This window comes from Aquidulcibacter sp. (genome assembly GCF_049239865.1).
Lineage (GTDB): Bacteria > Pseudomonadota > Alphaproteobacteria > Caulobacterales > Aquidulcibacteraceae > Aquidulcibacter.
Genome location: NZ_JBMLTR010000036.1, coordinates 1 through 26,499, shown reverse-complemented (window position 1 = coordinate 26,499; position 26,499 = coordinate 1). Strand labels below are relative to the sequence as shown.

19 protein-coding genes are annotated in these 26,499 nt (G+C 55.9%); 15 read left to right on the top strand and 4 right to left on the bottom strand.

Annotation, left to right across the window (positions count from 1 at the left end):
* Both ACOVRA_RS03200 and ACOVRA_RS03195 read left to right on the top strand, forming a co-directional pair.
* On the top strand, nucleotides 1-1,265 hold a 1,265-nt coding region (locus ACOVRA_RS03200), incomplete at its 5' end, for an AMP-binding protein (RefSeq protein ID WP_421719025.1).
* Nucleotides 1,266-1,311: 46 nt separating this feature from the next.
* Nucleotides 1,312-1,812 carry a hypothetical protein gene (locus ACOVRA_RS03195; RefSeq protein ID WP_421719024.1) on the top strand — a complete coding sequence of 167 codons (501 nt, stop codon included), beginning with the start codon at nucleotides 1,312-1,314 and terminating at the stop codon, nucleotides 1,810-1,812.
* Between the two features lie 22 nt (nucleotides 1,813-1,834).
* Here the strand turns inward: ACOVRA_RS03195 and ACOVRA_RS03190 are convergent, their stop codons facing one another.
* Nucleotides 1,835-2,770, bottom strand: coding sequence for a glutathione S-transferase family protein (locus ACOVRA_RS03190; RefSeq protein WP_421719023.1), 936 nt, complete (start codon nucleotides 2,768-2,770; stop codon nucleotides 1,835-1,837).
* Between the two features lie 170 nt (nucleotides 2,771-2,940).
* On the opposite strand from ACOVRA_RS03190, the gene ACOVRA_RS03185 reads away from it, so the two are divergent.
* Nucleotides 2,941-4,509, top strand: coding sequence for a long-chain-fatty-acid--CoA ligase (locus tag ACOVRA_RS03185; RefSeq protein ID WP_421719022.1), 1,569 nt, complete (start codon nucleotides 2,941-2,943; stop codon nucleotides 4,507-4,509).
* An 8-nt stretch (nucleotides 4,510-4,517) separates the two neighbouring features.
* Here ACOVRA_RS03185 and ACOVRA_RS03180 read toward each other — a convergent pair whose 3' ends face one another.
* Nucleotides 4,518-6,935 (bottom strand): PAS domain-containing sensor histidine kinase, encoded by a 2,418-nt coding sequence (locus tag ACOVRA_RS03180; protein WP_290806059.1) that lies wholly within the window; start codon nucleotides 6,933-6,935, stop codon nucleotides 4,518-4,520.
* 188 nt (nucleotides 6,936-7,123) lie between these two features.
* Nucleotides 7,124-9,778: an aminopeptidase N gene (pepN, locus tag ACOVRA_RS03175; protein ID WP_421719021.1), complete on the bottom strand. Its 2,655-nt coding sequence runs from the start codon at nucleotides 9,776-9,778 to the stop codon at nucleotides 7,124-7,126.
* Between the two features lie 192 nt (nucleotides 9,779-9,970).
* Between pepN and ACOVRA_RS03170 the strand changes: the two genes are divergently transcribed.
* The 9 genes from ACOVRA_RS03170 (at nucleotide 9,971) to guaA (ending at nucleotide 21,116) form a co-directional block, all read left to right on the top strand.
* A complete protein-coding gene (locus ACOVRA_RS03170; protein WP_421719020.1) occupies nucleotides 9,971-11,983 on the top strand; it encodes an ATP-binding protein in 2,013 nt (670 codons plus the stop codon).
* Between the two features lie 142 nt (nucleotides 11,984-12,125).
* On the top strand, nucleotides 12,126-13,241 hold the full coding sequence (locus ACOVRA_RS03165; protein ID WP_421719019.1) for an acyl-CoA dehydrogenase family protein: 1,116 nt from the start codon (nucleotides 12,126-12,128) through the stop codon (nucleotides 13,239-13,241).
* A gap of 23 nt (nucleotides 13,242-13,264) precedes the next feature.
* On the top strand, nucleotides 13,265-14,497 hold the full coding sequence (locus ACOVRA_RS03160; protein ID WP_421719018.1) for an acyl-CoA dehydrogenase family protein: 1,233 nt from the start codon (nucleotides 13,265-13,267) through the stop codon (nucleotides 14,495-14,497).
* Nucleotides 14,498-14,618: 121 nt separating this feature from the next.
* Nucleotides 14,619-16,127 (top strand): IMP dehydrogenase, encoded by a 1,509-nt coding sequence (guaB, locus tag ACOVRA_RS03155; RefSeq protein WP_421719017.1) that lies wholly within the window; start codon nucleotides 14,619-14,621, stop codon nucleotides 16,125-16,127.
* Between the two features lie 5 nt (nucleotides 16,128-16,132).
* Nucleotides 16,133-16,612: a GNAT family N-acetyltransferase gene (locus ACOVRA_RS03150; RefSeq protein WP_421719016.1), complete on the top strand. Its 480-nt coding sequence runs from the start codon at nucleotides 16,133-16,135 to the stop codon at nucleotides 16,610-16,612.
* Nucleotides 16,613-16,616: 4 nt separating this feature from the next.
* Entirely contained in the window at nucleotides 16,617-17,942 is a 1,326-nt protein-coding gene (locus ACOVRA_RS03145; RefSeq protein WP_421719015.1) for an RsmB/NOP family class I SAM-dependent RNA methyltransferase, read from the top strand.
* Nucleotides 17,943-18,019: 77 nt separating this feature from the next.
* Nucleotides 18,020-18,910 (top strand): helix-turn-helix domain-containing protein, encoded by an 891-nt coding sequence (locus ACOVRA_RS03140; RefSeq protein WP_421719014.1) that lies wholly within the window; start codon nucleotides 18,020-18,022, stop codon nucleotides 18,908-18,910.
* Between the two features lie 89 nt (nucleotides 18,911-18,999).
* The gene (locus ACOVRA_RS03135; RefSeq protein WP_421719013.1) at nucleotides 19,000-19,491 is read left to right on the top strand and encodes an SgcJ/EcaC family oxidoreductase; all 492 of its coding nucleotides are present in this window, start codon (nucleotides 19,000-19,002) and stop codon (nucleotides 19,489-19,491) included.
* A 62-nt stretch (nucleotides 19,492-19,553) separates the two neighbouring features.
* Entirely contained in the window at nucleotides 19,554-21,116 is a 1,563-nt protein-coding gene (guaA, locus tag ACOVRA_RS03130; protein ID WP_421719012.1) for a glutamine-hydrolyzing GMP synthase, read from the top strand.
* Between the two features lie 26 nt (nucleotides 21,117-21,142).
* Here guaA and ACOVRA_RS03125 read toward each other — a convergent pair whose 3' ends face one another.
* Entirely contained in the window at nucleotides 21,143-22,888 is a 1,746-nt protein-coding gene (locus ACOVRA_RS03125; protein WP_421719011.1) for a D-alanyl-D-alanine carboxypeptidase, read from the bottom strand.
* A gap of 554 nt (nucleotides 22,889-23,442) precedes the next feature.
* Here ACOVRA_RS03125 and ACOVRA_RS03120 point away from each other — a divergent pair.
* The 3 genes from ACOVRA_RS03120 to clpA form a co-directional block, all read left to right on the top strand.
* Nucleotides 23,443-23,859: a phasin family protein gene (locus ACOVRA_RS03120; RefSeq protein WP_290806087.1), complete on the top strand. Its 417-nt coding sequence runs from the start codon at nucleotides 23,443-23,445 to the stop codon at nucleotides 23,857-23,859.
* Nucleotides 23,860-24,104: 245 nt separating this feature from the next.
* The gene (gene clpS, locus ACOVRA_RS03115) at nucleotides 24,105-24,446 is read left to right on the top strand and encodes an ATP-dependent Clp protease adapter ClpS (protein WP_085340141.1); all 342 of its coding nucleotides are present in this window, start codon (nucleotides 24,105-24,107) and stop codon (nucleotides 24,444-24,446) included.
* Between the two features lie 3 nt (nucleotides 24,447-24,449).
* A partial coding sequence (gene clpA / locus ACOVRA_RS03110) for an ATP-dependent Clp protease ATP-binding subunit ClpA (protein WP_421719010.1) occupies nucleotides 24,450-26,499 on the top strand: 2,050 nt, incomplete at its 3' end.

The window sequence follows — 26,499 nt, the reverse complement described above, 5'->3', positions numbered from 1 at the left end:
GCAATAAGCGGCCCTCGCGCGCTTATCGCGAAATGCTGACCGCCAAAGACCCCTGTCTCTATGTCTATACGTCTGGCACGACGGGCAATCCGAAAGCCGCCACCTTGTCGCATTTGCGGACCCAAGGCATGAGCCGCTCCTTCATCGCAGCCACCAAAACAGGGCCCGGCGACCGAGTCTATTGCCCGCTACCGCTGTATCACGGCACAGGCGGGATTTGCGGTGTCGGCCTTGTTTTGAATACGGGGGCGACCTTGGTTTTGCGTCGCAAGTTTTCTGCCACCCAATTCTGGGATGATATTGTCGACAACGAATGTACGGTCTTTGCCTATATTGGCGAATTGTTCCGCTATTTGGTCAGCGTGCCGCCGCATCCGAAGGAGCAAACGCACAAACTTAAATCCTGCTTCGGCAATGGTCTTCGCCCAGACGTATGGGCCCGGGCGGAAGAGCGCTTCAAAATCCCGCTGATCTGCGAGTTCTACGGCTCAACTGAAGGCAATGTCAGCTTCATCAATGTCGAGGGCAAGCTAGGTGCAGTTGGTCGTATTCCGGGCTATCTGAAGAAGCGCTTCAACGTAGAGCTGGTTCGCTTTGATATTGAAGAAGAAAAACCAATCCGCAACGAAGAGGGCCTGTGCGAGAAGTGCGCGTTTGATGAAGTGGGCGAGGCGATTGGCAAGATCGATACCACCAATGTGCGCGCCCGTTTTGACGGCTATGCGAACGATAAGGCTGCATCTGAAAAGAAGCTTTTGCGTGACGTCTTTGAGAAGGGCGATTTATGGTTCCGCACTGGCGACCTCTTAAAGCAAGATAAGCTCGGCTATTTTTACTTCGTCGACCGCATTGGTGACACCTATCGTTGGAAATCCGAGAATGTCTCGACCAATGAAGTGGGCGAAGCCTTGTGTATGTTCCCCGGTGTGGAACAAGCCAATGTCTATGGCGTAGATGTGCCGCATGCTGATGGCCGCGCCGGGATGGCTGTGATTGTCGCGCCACAAGCCTTAGATATGGCGGCGCTTTCGGCACATGTACGGGCAGAATTGCCCAGCTATGCCGTGCCGCTGTTTTTGCGCTTCCAAACCGAAATGGAAGTCACGGGCACCTTTAAATATCGTAAGGTCGATTTGGTCAAAGCCGGATTTGATCCTGCCCAGATTTCCGACCCCATGGTCTGGATGAATCCAGCTACACGTCTGTACGAGCCTCTCACCGCTGAGATTTATGAAGCATTTCAGCTCGGGCAAATCAGATATTGATGGCTTGAAAAGAAAATATTGACAAATGTTGCGTTAAGATAGGCGCATGTTTGATGTACATGATGGTAGTGAAACAGTGGTAGAGCTTGCTTGGTGGGACCCTGATGTCCTGACTGAAGCCAATATTATGCCTGCGACGGGCCTCGCGACTGACTATTTGAATGTATTCAATGAGGCCGTCATGTTGTTTGGCCTATTGAGCGACATGCCCGATATGATTGAAGAACTGCGCAATTGGGAACCCTTGACCTATGAGCAGCATTTTGCGCGCTCTGGCTTTCAGGCCAAGGATTTGGCCATTCTGGCCTATCAAAATGCAGACCCTGCGATCAAAGGCCCGTTTGACGCCCTGAGCCAAGAGACATGCGATTTGCTGCTGCAGGCCATCACGCAGGCTGAAGGGCTTATCCAGAAAGGCGCGCCCGTGGATGACTTCATCGCTGAAACCACCATGGCGCTGCAATCGTCTATCATGATGCTCGACGGCATGGTGCATGGCGGCGCCGCCGGCGGCGCTCAAGACGATATTGATGCCTTGTTCGACTAAGGACAGCTATCGCCTTTAGGCTCTAGCTGCGTCGGGCCGTATAACCAACCCGCGGGAAGTGCACGACCATGGTGCCAAGACCTGGCACGTCGCGCTCAAGCGCGATCTCGCTGGCATCTGAAAAGACCAGCTTGCCACTGACTGGGTCCCGCCCATAATCATCTGGCGAGACGGAGACAAAATCACCTTCACGCAAGCCCTGTGGCTCTTGTTCATCCACGCCTGTGCGATCAATTGGCGTGCTTTGGCCAGCCAGCGCGACGGCTTCTTGGGACGACATGATCTCCATCGTGCCATGGCCAATGTCATCGACACGCTCGACCCAATCGCGTGCGGTTTCAAACGGGGCCATCAAGCTATCATAACCCGGCCGATAGGCGTTGCGCAGGAACCAAAAGTTCATATAGGCGGAGATGTCGCCCAAGCCCGGCTTGTCACCAAACAGCCAGTCGCCCTTGGATGCTTCAAGCGCTTCTTCAACCCAAGCGACATGGCCGCGCCATTGATCACGCATCATCGGGGAAGCGGCGCGCATCTGCTCAGTGTCAAAGGGTCTGCCCGACAATTGTTCGCGGTCACGCTTGAAGGCTTCGGGTACATTAAAGCCCTCTGCCCCAAAAATGATAGGCACAGTCGATTGGAAGAAGGCGCGGTCTGCCCACATGGCGATCATCCAAGACAGGCCAGCCTCGCCATTGGGATATAGGGTTGGGCTGGGGTGACGGCGCTCAATCTCCCGCAGGATCAATTGCGTGTCGCAATAAATGTCGGCCCCGATCTGCAGCACAGGCGTGCGGCGATAGCCCCCGGTCAAGGGCGTTAGGTCAGGCTTAGGCATTATGGACGGGATCATCACCGACACCCAATTCAACCCTTTGAGGCCCATCACCAAACGGATCTTCTCAGAAAAGGGCGAAGCGTTGAAATGGTGTAAGATCAGACTATCGGCATCGGCCATGAGAATATCCTTAAACAAGCGACTCGCGCAGGCGTTGGCTTCCTTTTAACGAGCCAAATGCATTCGACCAGTCCTTCACTAAAATGCGAGGCGACAAATGCAGTCGCCCGCGTTACATCAGAGCAAGTTCCATAAAAATGCGCGGTATTAAACCTGCGTGAGGGGGAAATATGTTTGACTTTGAGGCCACAAAATCGGTTGCCGATATCACGCGCGTGCAGGCGGCAACGCGTCCTGATGCCATCGCCATCTCGTTCAAAGATCGCACCACGACCTTTGGGCGCTTAGACGTTATCGCCAATCAAATTGCCAATGCGCTGATCAAGCTAGGTGTGAAGCCCGATGATCGGGTGGCTGTTTATGGCGCAAATTCAGACCATTATATCGCTCTATTCTTTGGCTGCGTGAAGGCTCGCGCGACGCTGGTCGGCGTCAATGCGCGCTTGGCTCCGCCCGAAGTGGCCTATGTGCTGGATGATAGTCAGGCCAAGGTCTTTTTGGTCGGGAGTCACTTTTATGAGCTAGCGGCTGCGGCTCTTGATCACGCGACCAATAAGCCTCTGACCTTGGCGCTGGATGGCGGCCATGGCAGCTGGACGAGCTATCAGGATTGGCATGGGGCGGCAGCGTCACAAGATCCGGGTCTGCCATGCTTGCCCGATGATGATGTGATCCAACTTTACACCTCTGGCACCACGGGCTTGCCCAAAGGCGTTCAGATCACCAACCAGAATTATATGGCCTTCTTTGAGTTTGGCATTGGTGCGGAATGGGCCAAATATGAAGCGGGCGAAGCGGTTTTGATCGCCATGCCCATGTTCCATGTCGCTGGGATCAACAGTGCGATCCTAAGCGTCGCCCAAGGGGCGAAGGCGGTCGTGTTGGAGCAAGTCGACCCTGTCGAAATCCTACGCTTGATCGCCGTGGAAAAAATTGCGCATGCCTTTGTGGTGCCCGCCGTGATCAATATTCTGATCCAGGTGAATGCCAAGATACCAACCGATTTCTCGGCCCTGCGGCGAATGTATTATGGCGCGTCGCCAATTGCCGAGGATTTGCTGATGCAGGCGCAGGCGACCTTTGGCTGCTCCTTCACGCAATTGTACGGCATGACCGAAAGTTTGGGCGCGGGCACCTATCTCCCACCAGAAGCGCATGACCCCGCACGTGGCAAACTGCGCTCGTGCGGCATTGCTTGGCCGGGATTTGAGATTGAGTGCCGCCGTGACGATGGCAGCGCCTGTGCGGTCGGTGAAGTTGGCGAGATCGCCATGCGCTCCACCACCATCATGAAGGGCTATTTCAATAGACCTGACGCCACGGCTGCGACCGTCAAGGATGGCTGGCTTTACACGGGCGACGCGGGCTTCTTTGATGAAGAAGGCTATCTCTATATTCATGACCGTGTGAAAGACATGATCGTGACGGGGGGCGAGAACGTGTATCCGGCCGAAGTTGAAAACGCCGTGTTCGGCCATCCTGCTGTTGCCGATGTCGCGGTTGTCGGTGTCCCGGATGAGAAATGGGGCGAGGCCGTCAAGGCAATCGTCGTGTTGAAACCCGGCGAGGCGGCAGAGCCTGCGGACATTATCGCTTGGACCAAAGCGCGCATCGCGGGCTATAAAGTGCCCAAAAGCGTCGACTTCATTGCCGAGCTTCCGCGCAATCCATCGGGCAAAATTCTGCGGCGTGAACTGCGCGAACCCTATTGGGTAGGCCATTCGCGGCGGGTGGCGTAATTGCCCTTTTAAGCAGCTTCTTGCTGGGCAACTGCCAATCGGGGGAGGGACACGATCACCATGGTCCCGACCCCGACTTCTGATGCGATGGTCAAGGAGCCGCCATGCATCTCTGCAAATGAGCGCGACAAGGCAAGGCCCAAGCCACTGCCTTGATTAGAGCGCGCGTGCTCATTCTCAACCTGCTCAAACGGTCGGGCCAGGCGCGGCAAGTCTTCGGCTTTGATCCCAATGCCGTTGTCGATCACGCGAATAATCACTGAGTCCAGATTATTCTTAACCTGAACCAGTACGCGACCATTCTGCGGGGTGAATTTGATCGCATTGGACAGGAGGTTGATCATGATCTGCTTGATGGCGCGCGCATCACCCGTCACATCGCCGGCTTCATCAAGCTCACCAACAAGGGCAATATTCTTTTCTTCCGACCGACCACGCACCAAGCGCATGGCTTGCTCAATCGTTTCCTGCAAATCCATCGGCTTGGGATAGATTTTGAACTTACCGGCTTCCACCTTAGCCATGTCTAGCACGTCGTTGATCAGCTCAAGCAAATGTTTTCCACTATTGAGAATGTCGGTGGCGTAGGTGAGATAGCGGCGGTCACCCAAGGGGCCGTATAGCTGCTGCACCATGATTTCCGAGAAGCCGTTGATGGCGTTTAATGGTGTGCGCAATTCGTGGCTCATATTGGCCAAGAAGCCACTCTTGGCGTTAGAGGCTTCTTCTGCCCGTTGCCGCTCAATCCGATACTTTTCGGCCAGTTCTGAAGCCTTGTGTTCTGAGCGCTCCAGCTCGACCACGACCGAGCGCATCTGGCGTTCAGACCGCATGATGCTTTCTTCGGTCTCTTTCAGTGGCGAAATATCAATGCCGATGGAGACTAAGCCGCCGTCCGAAGTTTCACGTTCAACTAATTGAATCCAGACGCCATTATCGAGCTCAATTTCTTGAGCCAATTCGTCGTATCGGTCGGGGCGCTGCGACTTCACCCGCTTGGCGGCAGCAGCGGATACGGCGGTGTAGGAAGCGCCCGCTTGCAGGATGGAGCCGTCCAAACCAAACGTTTTGGCAAATCCGCCATTCCACAGAATCAAGCGCCGATCTTTCGACCAGAGTGCAAACGGGCCTGAGATGGAATCAATGGCGTCGCGCAGGCGGCGTTCAGCCGCCGCGACACGGGCTTCAGAGTTACGTTCTTCCGAAACGTCGATCGACACGCCAATCGCGCGAATGCTGCCAGGGCGTTGGCGATCCACCGCTGCCCGGCCGCGCAATTGGACGTGGGTTACACCGGTTGCGCGGGTGATTTTGACCACGACATCCAGCACCCCGATCTGGGCGGCAGATGCCAAAGCCGCGCGAAGACGTGCCTGATCTTCTGCGCTCAAGGCCTGCAGAACTTCATGAGTATCAAATCGTCCAGCACCGGAGAGGCCAAAAGTTTGGGCGAGCCGTTGGGTCAGATAGACGCGGTCATTGGTGATATCCCAATCCCAAACGCCGCAACGGGCCCCTTCAATCGCGACCCGCAAGCGCCGTTCCGCATCGCGCATTTGGACGCGAGCTGTCGCAAAGCGCTCGGACTGACCTTGAACCAAAAACCAGATTCCGGCAGCTGCTAGGACAGGCCCAAGGAACAAGAGCCCAAACATGATGGCACTGCGCAGCCAAGCCGCTTCAATGGGACCCCGGTCTCGAGACACAAAAGCGGTCAGGCCATTCTCAGCAACCGCTGTCCCTAGAACGATATTCTGACCATCCAAATCTCTGGCATAAAAGCCTAGGGCCGACCCAGCAGCGGGAGGAGATTTCAGGCCAAAGGCCGGTAATGCCCCTTGGGTCGAAACCGCCTTAAACGCAGGCTGCACTGAAATCAGATTGCCGCCAGGTTCGCCAACGCCAACGCGCCGCCCTGGACCAAGGGTATCAAGTCCCCGGAAAGTCACAAAGGCCGCGAGCGCGCCGCCATCAACTGTGCGCACCGAAATAGCTGGCGAATAGCGGCCACCACCTAAGGCGACAGCCCCACTCCAGCCGTCTGTCTTGGCCAATTGGGCGGCGGCGGCCAAGGCTCCAATATCGCTGGATGACGCAGAACCTTGCGAGACCAGAACGCCCTTACTGTCGAAGCTTGCGACCGCTTGCAGACCCGGCGCGGTTGCCGCCACGGTCGCGCCATTGGCCATACCTAGGCCACTTGCCGCCACGAGACTGGCCCGTGCCTCTCGTATGGCTGCATCCATTTGTGAGGTAATCAGCCGAGCTTCTTGGGCAGCCTCATGGGTCGCATCACGGTGAAAGCGATCATAGTCGCGCTTGGCGAGGAGCAAGATCACCGCGGCAAAAAGCGCGCACAGGACAAGCGTGATGGCAACCGGCCACTGGCCGTTCATCTCGTCGTCTTTAGGTGCCACTTTGGCCATTTACTTACCCGAATCAGAGAGATCTCACTCTCATTTGCGGAAAGGGTAAAGGAGTTCTTAACGTGACGTCTAGGGCTGGGGGTCAGCTTCCTGTGAACCATTCTCACAATTTGCAGGCCACCGCGTAGGATCCGGCATCCGACGCCAGTTTCATTGGTGGGTCTCTCAAGCAGGGGCGGTGGCAGAGGTCAGGCGATCAAGCCGTCATAGATTTTTGAGAGAATCTCGCGCGTATTGGCTGACAAGGAATTGCGATCCAGCAAGACTTGCAAGGTTCGCTTTGCCAGTTTCTGCCGGGGCTCATTCACACGCGAACAGGATTCAAAAACGGTCCCCAAGCGCGCGGCGAGGGCCCCATTCGTGCTATCGACATCGGCTATGAGGTCTGCAATTGCTTGGTAACCGGTTCCATCTACACGGTGGAAGGCAGCGGGATTTCCGCTGGCAAAGGCCCCACCTAGTGCCCTGACCCGATTGGGGTTCAAGAGGGTGAAGCTAGGGTCAACACGCAAGTTTTTGAACGTTTGCAGCGGATCTTCACAAAGTGCCATAGCTTGCACGCGGAACCACTTGTCCATCACCAAGGCATTGTCGGTAAACCGCTGTTTGAACGCCGCTAAGGCCGCGTGATAGCGGGCTCCACCGAATTGGGACAAGCCATCGAGCGCAGTCATCATGTCGGTCATATTGCGCGCGGCGAAGAAAGTGTTTTCTGCACGCATCGCAGCTCTGTCGGTTCCGCTGGCGCACAAGAGGTCGAGGCAAGCCGCCATCAGCGCGCGTTGGCCTGCCGCCTGTGCACTGGCAGAGAAGGCTTGGGCAGGGTCATAGATCGCAAAACAAGCACTTAGTTCAGCATCAAGTTGTTCGGCCAAAAGGCTCCGCACAAAAGCTCGTGCAGCTAACAGATTGGATGGATCGCACAGTGGCTGAAGCTGCATCAATTCACTCACATCCGGCAGGCGCAATAGCAGGGCAGTGAAGGCTGGGTCTCGCGCGGCATCGGCCAACGCACCTTGAAAGGCGCGGGCGAGATCCTGTCGCACGTCGGGCTCGCGACCCGCCGCAAGGCTTTGGGCCACCGAAAGCAACGTGTTGCGCGCAATCGTTTGGGTCGATTCCCAGCGCACAAACGGATCGGTGTCACAAGCGGCCAAGAGCGCTAGATCCGCATCGCTATGATTGGTGATCAAGCGAACAGGGGCAGAAAATCCCCGCATATAAGAAACAACAGGCCGGTCAGCGACGCCTTCAAATTGGAGCTCCAAGCTCGTGCTCGCCATTGGAATCAGCCAATCGTCTGCTGCGATGTCGGTTTCGGCCAAGCGCAGTTGCAAGGGCGCGCCGTCTGGGCCGAAAAATGCCATCGAGATGGGAAGGGGCACCCAAGATTTCGAGCTTTGACCCGGGGTGTCGGGCGTCGATTGCTGGAAGCGAATGGTCAGCTTTTGGGTTGCGGCATCATAGTCGCTGATCGCCTCCAGGCAGGGTGTACCTGCCTGATCATACCAGCGTTCGATCCCATGAAGTTGGTTGCCTGTCGCCGTCCGCATCGCGTGCAGCCAATCTTCAATTGTCGCAGCCGTGCCGTCATTCTCGTCAAAATACAGGTTTGCCCCTTCCAAGAAAGCATCGCGACCAACCAAAGTCTGCAAGACTCGGATGATCTCTGCGCCTTTCTCGTAAATAGTGGCGGTGTAGAAATTATCGATTTTCACATAACTCTTGGGCCGCACGGGATGAGCGAGAGGGCCTGAATCCTCGGGGAATTGGCGCGCACGAAGGGCCTTGACGTCCTTAATCCGCTTGACAGCGCGGGACCGTTGATCGGCGGAAAATTCCTGGTCCCGGAAGACGGTGAAACCCTCTTTCAAGGACAATTGGAACCAGTCACGACAGGTAACCCGGTTGCCAGACCAATTGTGGAAATATTCGTGTGCCACAACCGCTTCAATGGCTTCGTAATCGGCATCCGTCGCGGTGGTCTCGTCGGCTAGAAGAAGGGCGGAGTTGAAAATGTTGAGGCCCTTGTTTTCCATCGCGCCGAAATTGAAATCGGAAACAGCCACAATATTGAACATATCTAGATCATATTCGCGGCCGAAAACCTCTTCATCCCATGTCATCGATCTCTTCAGCGCATCCATGGCGTAAATGGCCCGTGAGGCCGCACCTTTGTCGACATAGATGCACAAATCAACCGTCCGGCCTGAGCGGGTGGTGAATTGATCTTCCAACGTATCAAAGCCGCCTGCCACCAAGGCGAACAAATAGGATGGCTTTAGGTGTGGATCATCCCAGGCGGCCCAATGACGGCCATCGTCATATTGCCCAATCGCGACGCGATTACCGTTGGACAAAAGCGAAGGAAAGTCTGCCTCTGGTGCTTCAACCCGCACATGGAAACGGCTCATCACATCGGGGCGATCTGGCCAAAAAGTGATGTGGCGAAAGCCTTCAGCCTCGCATTGCGTGCAAAAGCGCCCGGCCGACATATAAAGGCCCGACAAGGCTGTATTGGCTGCTGGGTTGATGGCAACTTTTGTTTCCAGCTTGAAGGAGTCCGGCACACTTTTGAGCGTTAAGCCGTCTTCACCGAGATGATAATCTTGAGCCGCGACTGGCTGGCCATTGATTTCCACCGACAAGAGGTCAAGTCCAACGCCATCCAATTGTAGCGCTTCACCCTTTGCCCATTCATGGGGTTTGCGATCAATAATCAGGCGCGACGTCACAATGGTCCGCGTAGGGTGGAGGTCGAACACCAACGATACGTGAGAGATCGAAAAAGGGTAGGGGCGATAATCCTGGAGACGGACGGGGATGTGTTCTTGTGTGCGCATGAAAAAGGCTTAGCCCGCTAAGGGTCACCTTGTCCAAAACTTTTTGTCCGCGCTCAGTTACCCAAAGACGCACCGACTTTAAGCGGATTTCGCAATGAACCTATAAAACTAGACAGGCTGAAAATACGCCAAATTAACTTTGGAACCTTAAGACTTGTGGCCGTCAGCATGAAATGCACAAGTGAGGTTATCATGGCGCTCGATCACGACCCCCGGCTCTCAGCAGGAGCGCCTAATCCTGCCCCTGCGGGTTCGCGCCCTCAAGCTACGCCGCCATCTCTGTCCCAGATGTCGACCTCGGTCAGCGCGCGCTCGCTGAATCCAACCAGTGCGGCTGAACTGATTGCACAGGTGCAGAGTGGCTTAGTGGCTGCAGGACTGGGCAGCGACGATGCTGAGGCGCAGCGCAAGGTTTTTGAACGTCGCGCCATGGAACAACCGACGGAGCGCATGATTGGTCGTGTGACCTTCTGTAACGGCGCGCGCGCAACCATTTCGACCATGGCCGATAATCTGAGCGAAGCTTCGTCGGACTTTTGGTCTGTAGGTCGATTGATTTCGATCACGGTCGGCAAGGTCCGCGTGGTTGCGCTTGTCTTTGAGATGAGCACCGATAGCTCGGTTTGGGACCCCAATGCTGCCAATGCCGTGAGCGTTCAGGTTGAGTTGATGGGCGAGATTTCCGAGGATGTCCACGGCCGCACGCGCTTTCAGCGCGGCGTGTCGCGCTATCCTCAAGTCGGGGCGGTCGCCCACAAGATCCGTGCACGCGACCTAGAAGTCATGCATGATCTCGGCGACCGCAAGTCGGTCGAAGTTGGCCGCTTGTCTCAGAATGCCGATATTCCCGCGACGATCAGCGTGAATGACCTTTTGACCCGTCACTTTGCCGTCGTCGGGACGACCGGGGTCGGTAAGTCGTGTTCCTTGACGCTCTTGGTTCGCCAATGCTTGAGTGTGAAGCCTGAATTGCGGGTTGTGCTCTTGGATCCGCATAATGAGTTCGCCGGAGCCTTTGGTCCGCTTGCGCAGGTGTTTGACGCATCCACGCTCGAATTGCCATTCTGGTTGTTCCGGTTTGAGGAGCTGGAGGATGTGATCTTCCGCGGCAAAACCATCTCTGAAGAAGCAGAAATTTTGCGCGAAGTTCTGGCGCAGGCCAAAACGAATTTCCAGAATGAGAAGACGGGTGCAACCGCTGCAGGGCTGGTACGCAAGGCTTTAGATGTTGGTGGTCTCAATGCCGACAGCCCCATGCCTTACCGGATGTCGGAATTGTTTAAGCTCATCGACGAGAACATTGGTCTCTTGAGCCCACGTCATGAACGGCATCATTTGAAATCTTTGCGCGTTCGACTGGATGCCTTGGTCAATGATCCGCGCTATGGCTTCATGTTCACCAGAGGTGGCGCGGAAGATAATTTTGCGCCACTTCTGTCGCGCTTGTTCCGCCTGCCTGCGGAGGGCAAGCCTGTTTCAATCATCAATTTATCGGGCCTGCCTTCGGATGTGACAAATGCCGTTGTGTCGGTTCTGGCGCGTCTCTGCTTTGACGTAGCTTATGCCAGTGAAGGCCAATTGCACGTCTTGTTGGTGTGTGAAGAAGCCCACCGATATGTACCGCAAGACCCCAATGCAGGCTTCATCCCAACCCGGCGCGCGATTGCCCGGATTGCTAAAGAAGGTCGGAAATACGGCTGCTCCATCGCGGTTGTGTCGCAGCGCCCTGGCGAACTGGACCCGACGATTTTGTCGCAATGTTCCACCGTATTCGCGATGCGTTTGGCTAACGATCGAGACCAGGAAATTATCCGCTCGGCTATTGCTGATTCCAGCGGTTCGACGATTTCCTTCTTGTCGGCTTTGGATAATGCGGAGGCCATTGTTTTCGGTGAAGCTGTCGCGACCACGATGCGCTTTAAATTCACCTATCAAGAGCCTGCAAAGCTGCCACGTGCGGCCGGCACTGATATTACGGATCCTACGGCCAATGCGCGCAAAACGGGCGAAGCTGATTCATTCATGATTGCTAAGCGCCTGCGTGGGTTGCGCGACCTAGAGAAACCGCCACAGCCAACCATGCTGGCTGAAGCCTCTTCTCAGCAGAAATTAGCTGCCGCTGCCGGTATCTCGGCTGGACTGCGTCAGCCAACTTCTACTGCAGGCTCTCCGCTGCCTCGGCCGACCTCCGGGCTTCGTACCTAGTCGGGCTGCAGATACTGCGCACAAAAACGCGATCTTCCCTAAGGTGACGGCTTTCCGTTCACGTAAACTTGCTTATGTTGCTCCCAAATAAACAGACGGTGACGGGTAAGCCGTTGCCGCGACCTTGGGAGGCACACGTCACATGAATTTCGATTTTTCTGACGACCAAAAATATCTCAAAGAACAAGCGCGCAAGTTCTTGTCCGAACAGTCCAGTATGGCGGTGGTTCGGGCCGTGTTGAACGATGAACAAAAGTCCCATGACGCTGGTTTGTGGAAAGCCATTGCAGAGATGGGCTGGCTGGGTGCAGCGATTCCTGAGGAGTTTGGTGGTTTAGGCCTGGGCGAGCTTGAACTCTGCGTTTTGGCAGAGGAAATGGGCCGGTCGTTGGCACCTGTGCCTTGGGCCTCCACCGTTTATTTCTTTGCCGAAGCCATCAAGATTGCCGGCACCGAGGCACAAAAATCTGCCATTCTGCCGAAGTTGGCCGAAGGTGGTGTGATCGGCTGTGTGGCTGCGTCTGAAGGACCTGGCGAGCCGCGTGCCGCCAACCTCAAGACCATCTTTGACGGCACCAGTGTGACGGGTATGAAAGTGCCTGTGACCGACGGCGATTGCGCCACCCATGCTTTGGTCCTTGCCAAGCATCAAGACGGCACGTCTTTGGTGATCGTAGACCTGACCGGGGCAGGAGTGGAATCTAAAGCGATCAAGACGTTTGATCCAACCCGCTCGCACGCCACGCTCACCTTTACCAAAGCCCCAGCGCAGCTTCTGGGTGAAGCAGGTGACGGTGAGGCCCTGCTACAGCGCATTTATGATCGTGCAGCGGTGTTGTTGTCGTTTGAGCAAATCGGTGGCAGCCAAGCCTGCTTGGATATGGCGACCGATTACGCCAAAGGTCGCTATGCTTTCTCGCGCCAAATCGGCAGCTTCCAAGCGATCAAGCACAAATTGGCCGACATGTATGTCGCGCTCGAAATCGCTCGCTCCAACGCCTTTTACGGTGCCTGGGCTTTGAGCAGTGACGCGCCAGAATTGCCGCTGGCTGCTGCTGCGGCCCGCATTGCCGCCTGCGACGCTTATTATTTGGCATCGAAGGAGAATATCCAAACCCATGGCGGCATGGGCTTTACGTGGGAAGTGGATTGTCACCTGTATTATCGGCGCTCCAAGCTCTTGGCTGTGCAAGCGGGTGCGCCATCTCTTTGGAAAGAAAAACTCGTCCGCCGCTTGGAAATGCGCAACGCGGCCTAACACTTGGATGGATGGAGAGACTTATGGACTTCAATGATACCCCAGAAGAAGCAGCCTTCCGTCAACGGGCACAAACCTTCTTAGCAGCCCATGTGCAGCCCAGAGCCGGCCAGACTGAAAGCTTGCAAAAGCGCTTGTCTGACAAGGAATATATGTTGGCGGCCAAGGCCTATCAAAAGGCTAAAGCTGAAAATGGCTTTGCCGGCATCACTTGGCCAAAAGAACAGGGCGGGCAGGGCCTCGCGCCCATTTTCTCGGTGATCTTTGGCCAAGAAGAGGGCAAGTTTGACGCTCCTGCAGGGCCGTTCACCATTGGCCTTGGCATGTGTGTGCCCACCGTGATTGCTTTTGCAACCGATGCCCAGAAAGAACGCCATGTCGGCCCCGCGCTGCGCGGCGAAGAAATCTGGTGCCAGTTGTTCTCTGAACCCTCTGCCGGGTCCGACGTGGCTGGCCTCAAAACCAAAGCAGTCCGCGATGGTGATGACTGGGTGATCAATGGCCAGAAGGTGTGGACCTCGGGTGCGCATTATTCGGATTGGGGCATCGTGCTCGTCCGCACCAATGCCGACAAGGCCAAGCATAAAGGCTTGTCGATGTTCTTCATTGATATGAAGAGCCCTGGCATTGAAGTGCGCCCCATCCACCAAATGTCGGGCGGATCTAACTTCAATGAAGTCTATTTCACCGATGTGCGCGTCTCTAACAGCCAAATGCTGGGCGGGGAAGGCAATGGCTGGTCGGTGGCTTTGGTTACCTTGATGAACGAGCGCTTGGCCGTCGGCGGTAGCCCCGGCCCGGACTATAAAGAGATCTTTGACTGGGCGAAAACCATGCCGGGTCAGGATGGTGGCACCTTGGCAGAAGATCAAAGCTTCCGTCAAAAAGTGGCTGATTGGTTTGTGCGGGCTGAGGGCTATAAGCTCGCCAAGTTCCGCACCATGACGGCTTTGTCCAAAGGTCAGACACCGGGTCCTGAAAGCTCGATTGGCAAAATCATCACGGCTAACCAGCTCCAAGACATCACCCATAATGCGATGGAATCGATGGATCATTTCGGGATCATCACCGATGCCGAATATGCTCCCTCTGAAGGCGTGTTCCAGCAGAGCCATATGTGGGCTGCGGGCTTGCGGATTGCTGGTGGGACCGACGAAATCCTGAAGAACATTATTGCAGAGCGCATCTTGGGCCTGCCCGGCGATGTCCGCGTTGATAAGGATGTCGCGTTTAAGGATTTGCCAAGCGGTCGCTAAACCGATTGCCATAAAGTCCTTTTGAGAAGGCCTGCTGCTCCTTTGGGGCGGCGGGCTTTTTCATTTGTGAACCTACAGCAACAGCGTTGACAGATTGGCCAACCTTACTCTATCAGCCGCCATGTCCAATCCTATCGCTAAACCGCCCCGTGTCGCCCCGCCGATTAGAGATGCCGTAACGTTTGACGACGTGCTGCTGGAGCCGGGTGCCTCCGAAGTGATGCCGGGTCAGGTCGATGTTCGGACGCAATTGACGCGCGAAATCGCACTGAATATCCCACTCATTTCCTCAGCCATGGATACGGTTACTGAAGCGCGCCTCGCCATTGCGATGGCTCAAGCTGGCGGCCTTGGCATTATCCACCGTAACTTGTCGAACGAAGAGCAGGCCGAACAAGTCCGTCAGGTTAAGCGCTTTGAAAGCGGCATGGTGATCAACCCGATCACCGTCTATCCCGATATCTCTGTGGGCGAAGTGAAGGCCATCAAAGCGGCCCGTGGGGTTTCTGGCTTCCCGGTGGTAGAGCGTGGGCCCGAAGGCAAGCCCGGTCGCCTCGTCGGCATTGTCACCAATCGCGACGTCCGCTTCGCCGATGACAGTGACAAAGTCTATGAAGTCATGACGCGCGAGAATTTGCACACGGTTCGCGAAGGCACAGACAAGGACACAGCCCGCCAGCTCTTGCACAAGCATCGGGTAGAGCGATTGATTGTTGTCGATGATGACGGCCGTTGCGTTGGCCTCGTCACGGTCAAGGACATGGAAAAAGCTCAAGCCTTCCCCAGCGCCTGTAAGGATGACCAAGGTCGTCTGCGCGTCGGTGCCGCTACCACCGTTGGTGATGCTGGCTATGAGCGCTCTGAATTCCTGTTGGATGCAGGCTGTGATGTCATCGTGGTCGATACGGCCCACGGGCACTCACGTTCGGTCTTGGATGCCGTGGAGCGTATCAAGCGTCTGTCTAACCGCGTGCAAGTGATTGCTGGCAATGTTGCCACGCGCGAAGCGACCATGGCGCTGATCGACGCGGGTGCGGATGCGATCAAAGTGGGTATTGGCCCCGGCTCCATTTGTACCACACGGATCGTCGCAGGCGTCGGTGTGCCGCAATTGACCGCGATTATGGATTGCGTTGACGCGGCCTACGCCACGGGCACGCCCGTGATCGCCGATGGCGGGATTAAGTTCTCGGGTGATTTGGCTAAAGCGATTGCGGCTGGTGCCAATGTCGCGATGTTGGGTGGCCTGTTTGCGGGTACGGATGAAGCCCCAGGTGAGGTGTTCCTCTATCAAGGACGCTCTTATAAATCCTACCGCGGTATGGGCTCCTTGGGTGCGATGGCGCGCGGCTCAGCCGACCGTTATTTCCAAAAGGACGTCAGCGACGCGTTGAAGCTGGTGCCTGAAGGCATCGAAGGTCAAGTGCCATATAAAGGCTCTGTTGCCCCAATCTTGCATCAATTGGTCGGCGGTTTGCGGGCAGCCATGGGCTATACCGGGGCAGCAACCATTGCAGACTTCCAATCCAAGGCGCGCTTTGTAAAGCTGACCAGCGCGGGCCTGCGCGAAAGCCACGTCCATGACGTATCCATCACGCGCGAAGCCCCCAACTATCCAGTCGGGGGTTAAGCCTCGTGACCATTCGGGTATTGTCACGCAAGGATTTTGCGTGGGTCATTGCCCTTGGCAATGACAATCAGATCGAAACCGGGCCGTTGGATGAAGATCGCCTAGAACGCTTAGTTGGGGCCTCATACCTTAGCCAAGTGGCAGAACCCGACTTGGGTTTTTTGATTACCTTCATCAAAGGTTCGACCTACGACAGCCCGAACTTCATCTGGTTTGTCGAGCGGATGGACAATTTCGTCTATGTCGATCGGATCGTCGTGGCAGCCCATGCCCGCGGGCAGGGCATTGCGCGTCGCTTTTATGAGGGTCTGTTTGCAAGTGCACAGGCAGAAGGCTATGAACACGTGGTCTGCGAGGTCAATTCTGACCCGCCTAACCCTATTTCCGATCAATTCCACGCCGCTCTTGGCTTTACTCCTGTCGGGCAAGCAAGTTTGTCCAACGGCAAAAGCGTGACCTATCTGTCGCGCGCCCTGAAAGATTGAATTTATGCGTCCCGGTGCCCGTGCCCAAGCCGCCATTGAAGTTTTGACTGATGTCGAAGCCCGTAAACGCCCCCCGGCCGATGTGCTGAAGGAATGGGGCTTGAGCCATCGATTTGCAGGCTCGGGCGACCGGGCGCAAATTGGCGATATTGTCTTCGGTGCCCTGCGCTGGAAGGCGTCGAGTGCCTTTCGCATGGGTGTCGATGATCCCCGTGCGTGGGTCTTAGGCGCATTGCGTTGGGGCTTTGGGCGCGAGCCAGAAAGCCTTGAGAAAGATGCTTACGAAGAAACCCATGCCTATAGCCCGTTGACGGAGGCCGAACGCAAGGCTTTGGCCGAGGCGACATTGGAAGGCGCGCCCGACCATGTGCGCGGCGATTATCCTGAGTGGCTGGATGGAAGCTTTGCGCGGGTCTTGGGAGATGAAAGGGCAGCGGAAGGGGCGGCCCTAGCAGCGCCTGCGCCGCTTGATCTGCGCGTCAATCGCCTGAAGGCCAAACCAGAAACCGTGCTGGAAGATTTATTGTCGTCCACTCAGCTTAAAGTGCGCGATGACGGCAGCCCATCAGCCTTTATCACCCCATGGTCGCCTGATGGCATCCGTATCCCTTGGCAACAAGGCCGCACCTTTCCTTGGGCCAAGGAAGAGGCCTTTGTGAAAGGTGGCTTTGAAGTTCAAGATGAAGGCAGCCAGCTTGCCGCTCGGCTGTCGGGCGCAAAGCCCGGTATGCAGATTGCCGATGTGTGCGCTGGGGGTGGTGGCAAAACCTTGGCGCTTGCGGCTTTGATGGAGAATAAAGGTCAGCTCTACGCCTATGATGTCGATAGCCGACGGCTCTCCAATTGCCACGAACGCATAGAGCGGGCAGGGGTGCGCAATTGCCAAGTTCGCACGCCAAAGCGCGATCAAGACGTTTTGGGCGACTTGCATGGCCTGATGGACATCGTGTTCATCGACGCGCCTTGTACGGGCTCTGGCACGTGGCGACGCGCCCCTGATTCCAAATGGCGTTTGCGACCTGGTGCTTTGGAAAAGCGTCAGCAGGAACAAGCGCTCGCACTGGCTTTGGGCGCGCCTTTGGTGAAGCCGGGCGGTCGGCTTTTGTATGTCACCTGTTCGATTCTGCCGGAAGAAAATGAGGATAGTATCGCGCGCTTCTTGGCCGCCAATCCGGCCTTCGCACCGGTCAATCCAACGACATTGGTCTCAGACGCCGGATTGTCGGGCCTTCTGGCGCATTGCCATAAGGCAGGGCCCGGCTTGCAGATGACGCCCTTGGCGACGGGTACGGACGGTTTCTTTATTTGTGCGATGACGCGGACAGCGTAATGAGCCTGACTTAAGCTGCTTGCTTGACCAATAGCGGGGATGTGCGACAAAGGCGGTAGGTTTCAGAAAGACCGCGGATGGGCGTTCGTCACGCGCAGGGCCAAGCTAAAACAAGCTCTGCGATACAAATTAGGCAGATTTCGCCACACCCCAGTTTGCGCAGCATTGTCGCATCCTTTGGGGAACGGCGGGCTGACTTTAAGTCTATCAACGTCATTCGCGCTTTAAATGCACGACCAGATCAATTCATCGAATTTTACTTTCGTGAACCCTATCTCGTGCGCGAGAAAGGCACAGGATTTAGCGCCACGCCGACAAGTGTCTTGGTGGGGGTCACCAGCGCACCGGGTAAGGACTTGGGTTTTGTTGGCCAGATTGAGACATTCACGATCCGGTTTCAGCCAACAGGGCTTGCTCGACTATTTGGAATGCCCATGACCGAAACCGTCGATCAGGGATTGGCGCTCGCAGACGTCCTGAAAAGGCAAACTCCGGCCCTTGAATCAGCCTTGGCCAAAAGTGTGACGTTTGAGGAAAGGGTGGCGATTGCACAGGCTTGGATCACAGGCTGGCTTGAGCAGTCCCGGCCCTATGACGAGATTGACCACATTGCCCGCCTGCTTGCCAAAACAGGTGGGAAAGTCAGCATTGGCCGTTTGGCTGATCGGGCGGGCATAAGCGCGCGCCAGCTGCAGCGGCGGTTCCTGCGCGATGTTGGCGTGACGCCAAAGTTTTACTGTCGCCTGACCCGCTTTGAAGCAGCCCTTGCGGCCCAAAGTAGGCAGCCAGATCAGACCTGGGCGCACATCGCGGCAGAGGCCGGCTATGCCGATGAAGCCCATCTCTCGCGCGAGGCCCGTGCGCTGTGCGGCATGACGCCCCAAACTTTTGCCGCAAGGATGGAAGCGATTTCAACCCTTGCTGTTGTTAGTCCTGAAATGTCCGATTTGTTCAAGTGCGCCATCTAGCCGGCGTTTAAACAGGTGCCACAGCTTGGAGGCACATCATGCTTAGACGACATCTTTTGGCACTCATGGGCGCAGTTGGAGGAATGGCGATGACACAAACAGCACAGGCGGCATCTCAGACTTTAGCTGCCAGCGATGAAGCGGCGATCCGCGCCGCAATCTCAGACTATGAGCATCTATGGAATATCAGTGATCTCGGTGGCATGGGCAGGCTCTATGCCCCCAATGTGCATTGGGTGAATGTGAAGGCGATGCATTGGCAGGGCTTTGAAGAAGTTGACCGCGCCCACCGCATCTATTTCGACCTCATGTTCAACGGTGTTCAACAAAAACTGCTGGCCGTGGAATCGCTGACCCAAATTGCGCCGACGGTCGTTGTCGCTGTGGTGCACTGGCATATGGACGCCTTTAAGACCCCCAGCGGAGATATGGCACCACCGCATGAAAGCCGCATGACCTTAGTCTATGTGAAACTGGCAGAGGGCTGGAAGATCGCCCACGGGGCCAATATCGATGTGGATGCAGGGGCGGCGCGCTTTGATCCGATCCGCGGTGCGGCCATGCAAGGGCGTAAGCCCTAAACACTGTTGGCATACGGCGTGGGGGTCTTTCCCCTGCGCCCGCATCCCGCTAAACCGCAGCGATGACGCAAGCGACCCACGAACACATCCTCATCATCGATTTCGGCTCTCAAGTGACACAACTGATCGCACGGCGTGTGCGAGAGGCGGGCGTCTATTGCGAGGTCCATCCCTATAATCGCGCCCAAGCGGTCTTGGATGCAGGCTTTGATCCCAAAGCGATTATCCTTTCAGGTGGGCCGGCCAGCGTGGGCGACGCAGGCTCACCGCGCGCCCCGCAACGTGTGTTTGAGTTGGGTATTCCCATTCTCGCCATTTGCTATGGCCAACAAACCTTGGCGACCCAATTGGGCGGGGTTGTTGAAAGCGGTCATGCGGCTGAATTTGGTCGCGCCGATGTTGAGATTTTGGCCCCAAGCGCTTTGTTTGAAGGCGTCTGGGAGTTGGGTAGCCGTTATCCGGTTTGGATGAGCCATGGCGACCGCGTGACGCAATTGCCCGAAGGCTTTAGCGTAAAGGCTACCAGCGAGAATGCGCCCTTTGCGGTCGCCACCGATGAGGCGCGGCGCTTCTACACCGTAATGTTCCACCCAGAAGTAGTTCACACGCCAGACGGCTCCAAACTGATCCACAATTTTGTGCGCAAGATAGCAGGCCTGCGCGGCGATTGGACCATGGCGGCTTTCCGCGAGGAGGCCGTTGAACGCATCCGCGCACAAGTCGGCTCGGCAAAAGTCATTTGCGGTCTCTCCGGTGGGGTCGATAGTTCGGTTGCAGCGGTTCTGATCCATGAAGCGATTGGCGATCAATTGACGTGCGTCTATGTCGATCACGGCCTGATGCGGGCAGGGGAAAGCGACCAAGTCGTCTCGCTGTTCCGCGATCATTACAATATCCCGCTCATCCATGCCGACGAAAGTGCGCGCTTCTTGGGTGCTTTGGCAGGGGTCAGCGATCCTGAAACCAAGCGCAAGACCATCGGCAAGCTCTTCATCGACGTGTTTGAAGAAAAAGCGCGCATGGTTGGGGGCGCAGGCTTCTTGGCTCAAGGCACACTTTATCCAGATGTGATCGAAAGCGTTTCTTTTGATGGCGGCCCTTCGGTCACGATCAAGAGCCACCACAATGTTGGTGGGCTGCCAGAGCGGATGAATTTGAAGCTGGTGGAGCCCTTGCGCGAATTGTTCAAGGATGAAGTGCGCGCTTTGGGTCGCGAACTTGGGCTGAATGAAGCCTTTGTTGGCCGCCACCCATTTCCCGGCCCTGGCCTTGCCATTCGTATCCCTGGCGAGATCACGCAGGAAAAGGCCGATATCTTGCGCAAAGCCGACGCCATCTATCTGGAAGAATTACGCAATAACGGCCTTTATGACACAATCTGGCAGGCCTTTGCTGTGCTCTTGCCGGTCAAAACCGTTGGCGTCATGGGCGACCACCGGACCTATGACCATGTCTGCGCGCTGCGCGCCGTCACCTCTACAGACGGCATGACAGCCGACTTCTTCCCATTTGACATGGCGTTTCTAGGCCGGGTCGCGACCCGCATCGTCAATGAAGTCAAAGGTATCAACCGCGTGGTCTATGACGTGACGTCTAAGCCACCCGGCACGATTGAGTGGGAATAGGGGCGGACGGCGCTAAGCCTCTGCCCTCAGTCCGCGACAATCTGACAGCTACCGCCGCGTCCTGAGACGATCCGGCAGGCCTCGCGGGCGACGCTGGCACCAAGGCCGGAGAAGCGGGCGCGATACCATACCCCGTCTGAGCGCTTTACGCTGCTGACTTCACGGCTCGCAAAGGAAGGGAAGTGGCGGGAGAATTGGGCTAAGGCCGCTTTCGCATCGCGTTGGCTTCGGAACGCCCCGACCTGCACGATTGCATCGCCCCGGGCGCGCCCTGCGATCAATTGCCGGTCGCTTTCCTTTTTCGCCGCTAAGGCACGTGCGGCCTGCTGACGTGTCCTTTCATCGCGCTCTGCAGTGGCTTTTGCACGAGCATCTGCTGCGGCACGTTCCGTAGCGCGCCGCTCATTGGCTTGCCGGACCACTTGGGCGCGTGCTTCTTGAAGACGGATTTGTTCTTCGGCTACCGCAGCAACTTCAACCGTCTTGGCATCATGGCTCGTCGGTTCTGATGCTGAACCAGTTGTCGCTGGGAAGTCCATAACCGGGCGCAAGTTCGGTGTCTGGACAACCGATGATGCGATATAATGGGTAGTCGCGCGCGGCAGAGTTGGCGCTTTGACTGATGCGACTGCTTGTGTGCTCACGGCTTCGGCTTGATCCTCATCATCGTCATTAGATTGGTCAAGCGAGGCGGTTTGCGCGCCACCGGTGGCCAGACGAGCCGATTGATTGAGTTGGGCGGTTGTGCTTGCCATCAAAACCGAAGGCCTGCCTTGGTCAAAACCACGGGTCCGTTCGGTCCTTACCAATGCCAGATTGGTTGCCCCTGTGGGCTGCAAGGCTTTCCCAGCGATTGACATCACAAGCGCTTCCGCATCGGCCCCATCGCGCGGGTCTTGAAAGGTGAACTGGTAGGGTGTGGCTTGGTCTGCCACGAAATTTGTGCCGGTGCCAAGTTCCTTAAAGGCCGACTCAGTAAGCAATTCGACAAAATCATCGCGTGAAAAGCGTGTGCGCCCCCCAAGAACAACGGTCACGATCCGCCGTCCATTGCGTTCTGTGGTGGCCGCGAGATTGAAACCAGAGCTACGCGTGAACCCCGTCTTCAAACCATCCATGCCTTCCATACGGGCCATGAGATGATTGTGGTTTTTGGTGACTTGCCCGTTATAGACCATCTGCGGGGTCGAAAACCAGTGATATTGGTCTGGGAAGTCGCGGCGAATGGCGATTGCCAAACGGGCGAGATCTTCCGCCGTGGTAAACTGACGATCACTCGGTAGGCCAGACGCGTTGGCAAAGGTTGTGTTGACCATGCCGAGGTCGCGCGCTTTTGTGGTCATCATCAACGCGAAATTGGCTTCGGTCCCACCCAGACGTTCTGCGACTGCAGCGGCAACATCGTTTGCCGAGCGAACAACAAGCGCTTCAACAGCGGTTTGAACAGAGATCGAATTGCCGGGCGCAATGCCTAACTTTGTTGGAGCTTGGCCGCTGGCAAAGCGAGAGAAAGTAATCTGATCGTTCCAAGAAATTTTGCCGGTTTGCAGCGCGTCAAACAAAAGATAGAGGGTCATTACCTTGGTAATGGAGGCAGGACGACGCAGGGCTTGTGCGTTCTCTTCATAGATCACTTCAAGCGTATCGGCATCGACAACGATCTGAGCAAATCGTTGGTTCGCTTGGGCGGCTGCCGGCGTGTAAGCCATCGACACCGCAGCCATCAAAGTCGAGGCAGCGATGAACCTGAGCGAAAAATTGCGACTTGCCATGTTGGTCTCCGAGCACATGATGCTAGCCTATGAACCTTATGGTTTACTTAGGCTTAACGCAGCAGACCAGCGGTTGACTGGACTACGTTTTGGGGCGGGCACATTGAAAGCCGCCGCTTTTTTGAGCATTCTTTTGACCCCTGTCAATTAAACTCCTCCGCACGAACCTGTCATCGCAGCCATTCATGCCGCAGGCTCGACCCCGTCTATAGCTAAGTTCGCATGTTACCCGCCGACAATAGGGAAGGGGGCGCTGGCTTGTCTAGGCCCGTTAAAGGCCAAAAAATTGCGCAAAATCGAGGCAATCTGCTCAAGAAACGCTTGACGCTGCAAGTGCGAAGGTGCATGCTGCAAATGCGAGATAGGGCAGTGAGGGGCCGAGAAACCGGCTTTGTCCGCACTGACATTCTTTTTCGCGGAGAGACACGATGGCTACCACTAAAAAACGCGCTGCGACCTCAAACGTGTCGAAACAGGCCGTGGCAAAGACCTCCCCAACTGAAATTTCAGAACCCGTACGTACCCCCGAGCCAATCCAAGAGGAGAGACTGACCATGTCAGAGAAGATCGAATCCGTGATCACCCCAACCGCTGAAGCCTTTCAAGCCGGCTATGAAAAGCTGCAGGCCAGCTTTGGCGATGCCTTCGTGCACAGCAAGGCCAATATGGAAGCCATGACCGCTTCGGCGAAAATTGCCGCGGACGGCATGAAGCAAGCTTCGGAAATCTCCATGGCTTATCTTCAGTCCTCAGCAGCGCTTGCGACCGAAACCGCCAAGAGCTTGGGCGGCGTGAAGTCGTTGCAAGAAGCCGTCGAAATTCAAGCTGACTATGCCAAGTCGGCAATGAGCACCTATTTCGCAGAATTCACCAAAGTGTCTGACGTGATGCTCGGTGCCATGAAGGAATCGGTCAAGCCAATCAGCGAGCGCACCAGCGCTGTATGGTCCTCGATTCAATCTGCCCGCTAAGCGGATAGCCTCCAGAATTAAAGGGGTCCGGGCATGTCTCGGACCCTTTTTTGTGCCTTAATGCTCGGGAGTTTAGGGCTGCTGCGAACTTATCCAGCCCTTGCACATGTTTTAGGCTTCCAGAACGTCGCGAAGCACTTATCTATAAAGAATGATTGTGCTTCCTCAAGAAGCCCAAACATAGTGTCTGCAAGTGCAGACGTCATGAAGTGGTTGATCAGATGAGCGACGAACGCGGTGACGACATGGACGATGATGGTTTTGGCACAGATGGGAATGTCCCTGGTGGCGGCCGCAGTACGGCCGTTGTTGCGCGTGCAAAACCAAAGACAAAGAAGCCTTCACTTTATCGGGTGTTGGTTTTGAATGATGACTACACGCCAATGGAGTTTGTCGTTTATGTATTAGAACGCTTCTTCAACAAAACCCGTGAGAGTGCGACACGTATTATGTTGCATGTGCATCAATCGGGGGTCGGTGTGTGCGGCATTTATTCCTACGAAGTTGCTGAGACTAAAGTTGCCCAAGTCCTAGATTTGGCGCGACGCAATCAACATCCCCTGCAATGTACCATGGAAAAGGAGTAGAACGTGCCATCATTCTCCCGCGGCCTAGAACAATCGCTCCACCGTGCTATCGCTTTCGCTAATGAGCATAAGCATGAATATGCAACTCTCGAACATTTGCTGATCGCCCTGATTGAGGATGAAGATGCAGCCCATGTTCTAAAGGCCTGCAATGTCGACTTGGATCGCCTCAAGTCGGACTTGATCGGTTACATTGAAGGTGAACTGAAAAATCTGATCGTCTCCGGTGAGAGCGAAGCGCGCCCGACGGCAGGCTTTCAGCGCGTCATCCAGCGCGCCGTCATCCATGTCGAAAGCTCGGGTCGTACCGAAGTGACCGGGGCAAACGTTTTGGTAGCCTTGTTCTCGGAACGCGAAAGCCACGCAGCTTACTTCCTGCAAGAACAAGACATGACCCGCTATGACGCGGTCAATTTCATCTCTCATGGTGTGGCCAAGCGCCCCGGCATGACTGAGCAAAAGCGCGTCAAAGGTGCTTCGGAAGAGCGGCAAGAAGAAAGCGCGACCACAAAGGAAAAGCCCAGCACGGGTGAAGCCTTGGCGACTTACTGCGTCGATTTGAATGAAAAGTCGCGCAAAGGTCGGGTCGATCCTCTGATTGGTCGCGTCGATGAAGTCGAGCGCGCGATCCAGATCCTGTGCCGCCGCCAGAAGAACAATCCTTTGCTGGTGGGTGACCCGGGCGTTGGCAAAACGGCCATCGCGGAAGGCTTGGCGCGCCGCATTGTTGAAGGCGATGTGCCAGATATTCTCTCTGAATCGACCATCTTCTCGCTCGACATGGGCGCGCTTTTGGCCGGCACGCGCTATCGCGGTGACTTTGAAGAGCGGCTGAAGCAAGTGGTGAAGGAACTCGAAGCCCATCCCAATGCCATCCTCTTTATCGACGAAATCCACACCGTTATCGGGGCAGGTGCCACCAGCGGTGGGGCGATGGATGCATCCAACCTTCTAAAGCCCGCGCTTCAGTCTGGCACCATGCGCTGCATGGGCTCGACGACGTATAAGGAATATCGCCAGCATTTTGAGAAGGACCGTGCTTTGGTGCGGCGCTTCCAAAAGATTGACGTAGTTGAACCTTCGATCCCCGACACGGTGAAAATCCTTCTGGGCTTGAAGTCGGCCTATGAAGAGCATCACAAAGTTCGCTTTACGGCCGAAGCCATCAAGGCAGCCGTTGAATTGTCGGCGAAATATATTGGCGACCGCAAATTGCCCGATAAAGCCATCGACGTGATCGATGAAACCGGGGCTAGCCAAATGCTCTTGCCGGAGAGCAAGCGGAAAAAGACAATTGGCGTCAAGGAGATCGAGGCAGTAGTTGCCAAGATCGCCCGAATTCCATCTAAGTCTGTCACCAAGTCTGATACCGAAGCGCTTCGGACCTTGGAAACCGATCTGCGTCGGGTGGTGTTTGGTCAAGATGCGGCTTTGACTGCCTTGGCAGCTTCCATCAAGCTAGCCCGTGCGGGCTTGCGCGATCCCAACAAGCCCATCGGCTCTTACCTGTTCTCGGGACCTACGGGCGTCGGCAAGACCGAAGCGGCCAAGCAATTGGCCAATACGATGGGCGTGGAAATGCTGCGGTTTGACATGTCCGAATATATGGAACGTCACTCTGTCAGCCGTTTGATCGGCGCACCTCCGGGCTATGTCGGTTTTGACCAAGGCGGTCTGTTGACCGACGGCATCGACCAGCATCCCCATTGCGTCTTGCTCTTGGACGAGATCGAAAAAGCCCACCCAGACCTCTACAACATCTTGTTGCAAGTCATGGATCATGGGTCTCTGACCGATGCCAATGGCAAGAAGGTCGACTTCCGCAATGTCGTGCTGATTATGACAACCAATGCCGGTGCCTCGGACGCAGCGAAGGACGGCATCGGCTTTGGTCGCGGTAAGAAGGATGATGAAGAGAGCGAAGCCATCAAGCGCTTGTTCACGCCTGAATTCCGCAACCGCCTCGATGCGGTCATTCACTTCAAAGCGCTGACGCCTGAGATTGTTGCCAATGTGGTCGATAAGTTCGTCCTGCAATTGGAAGCGCAATTGG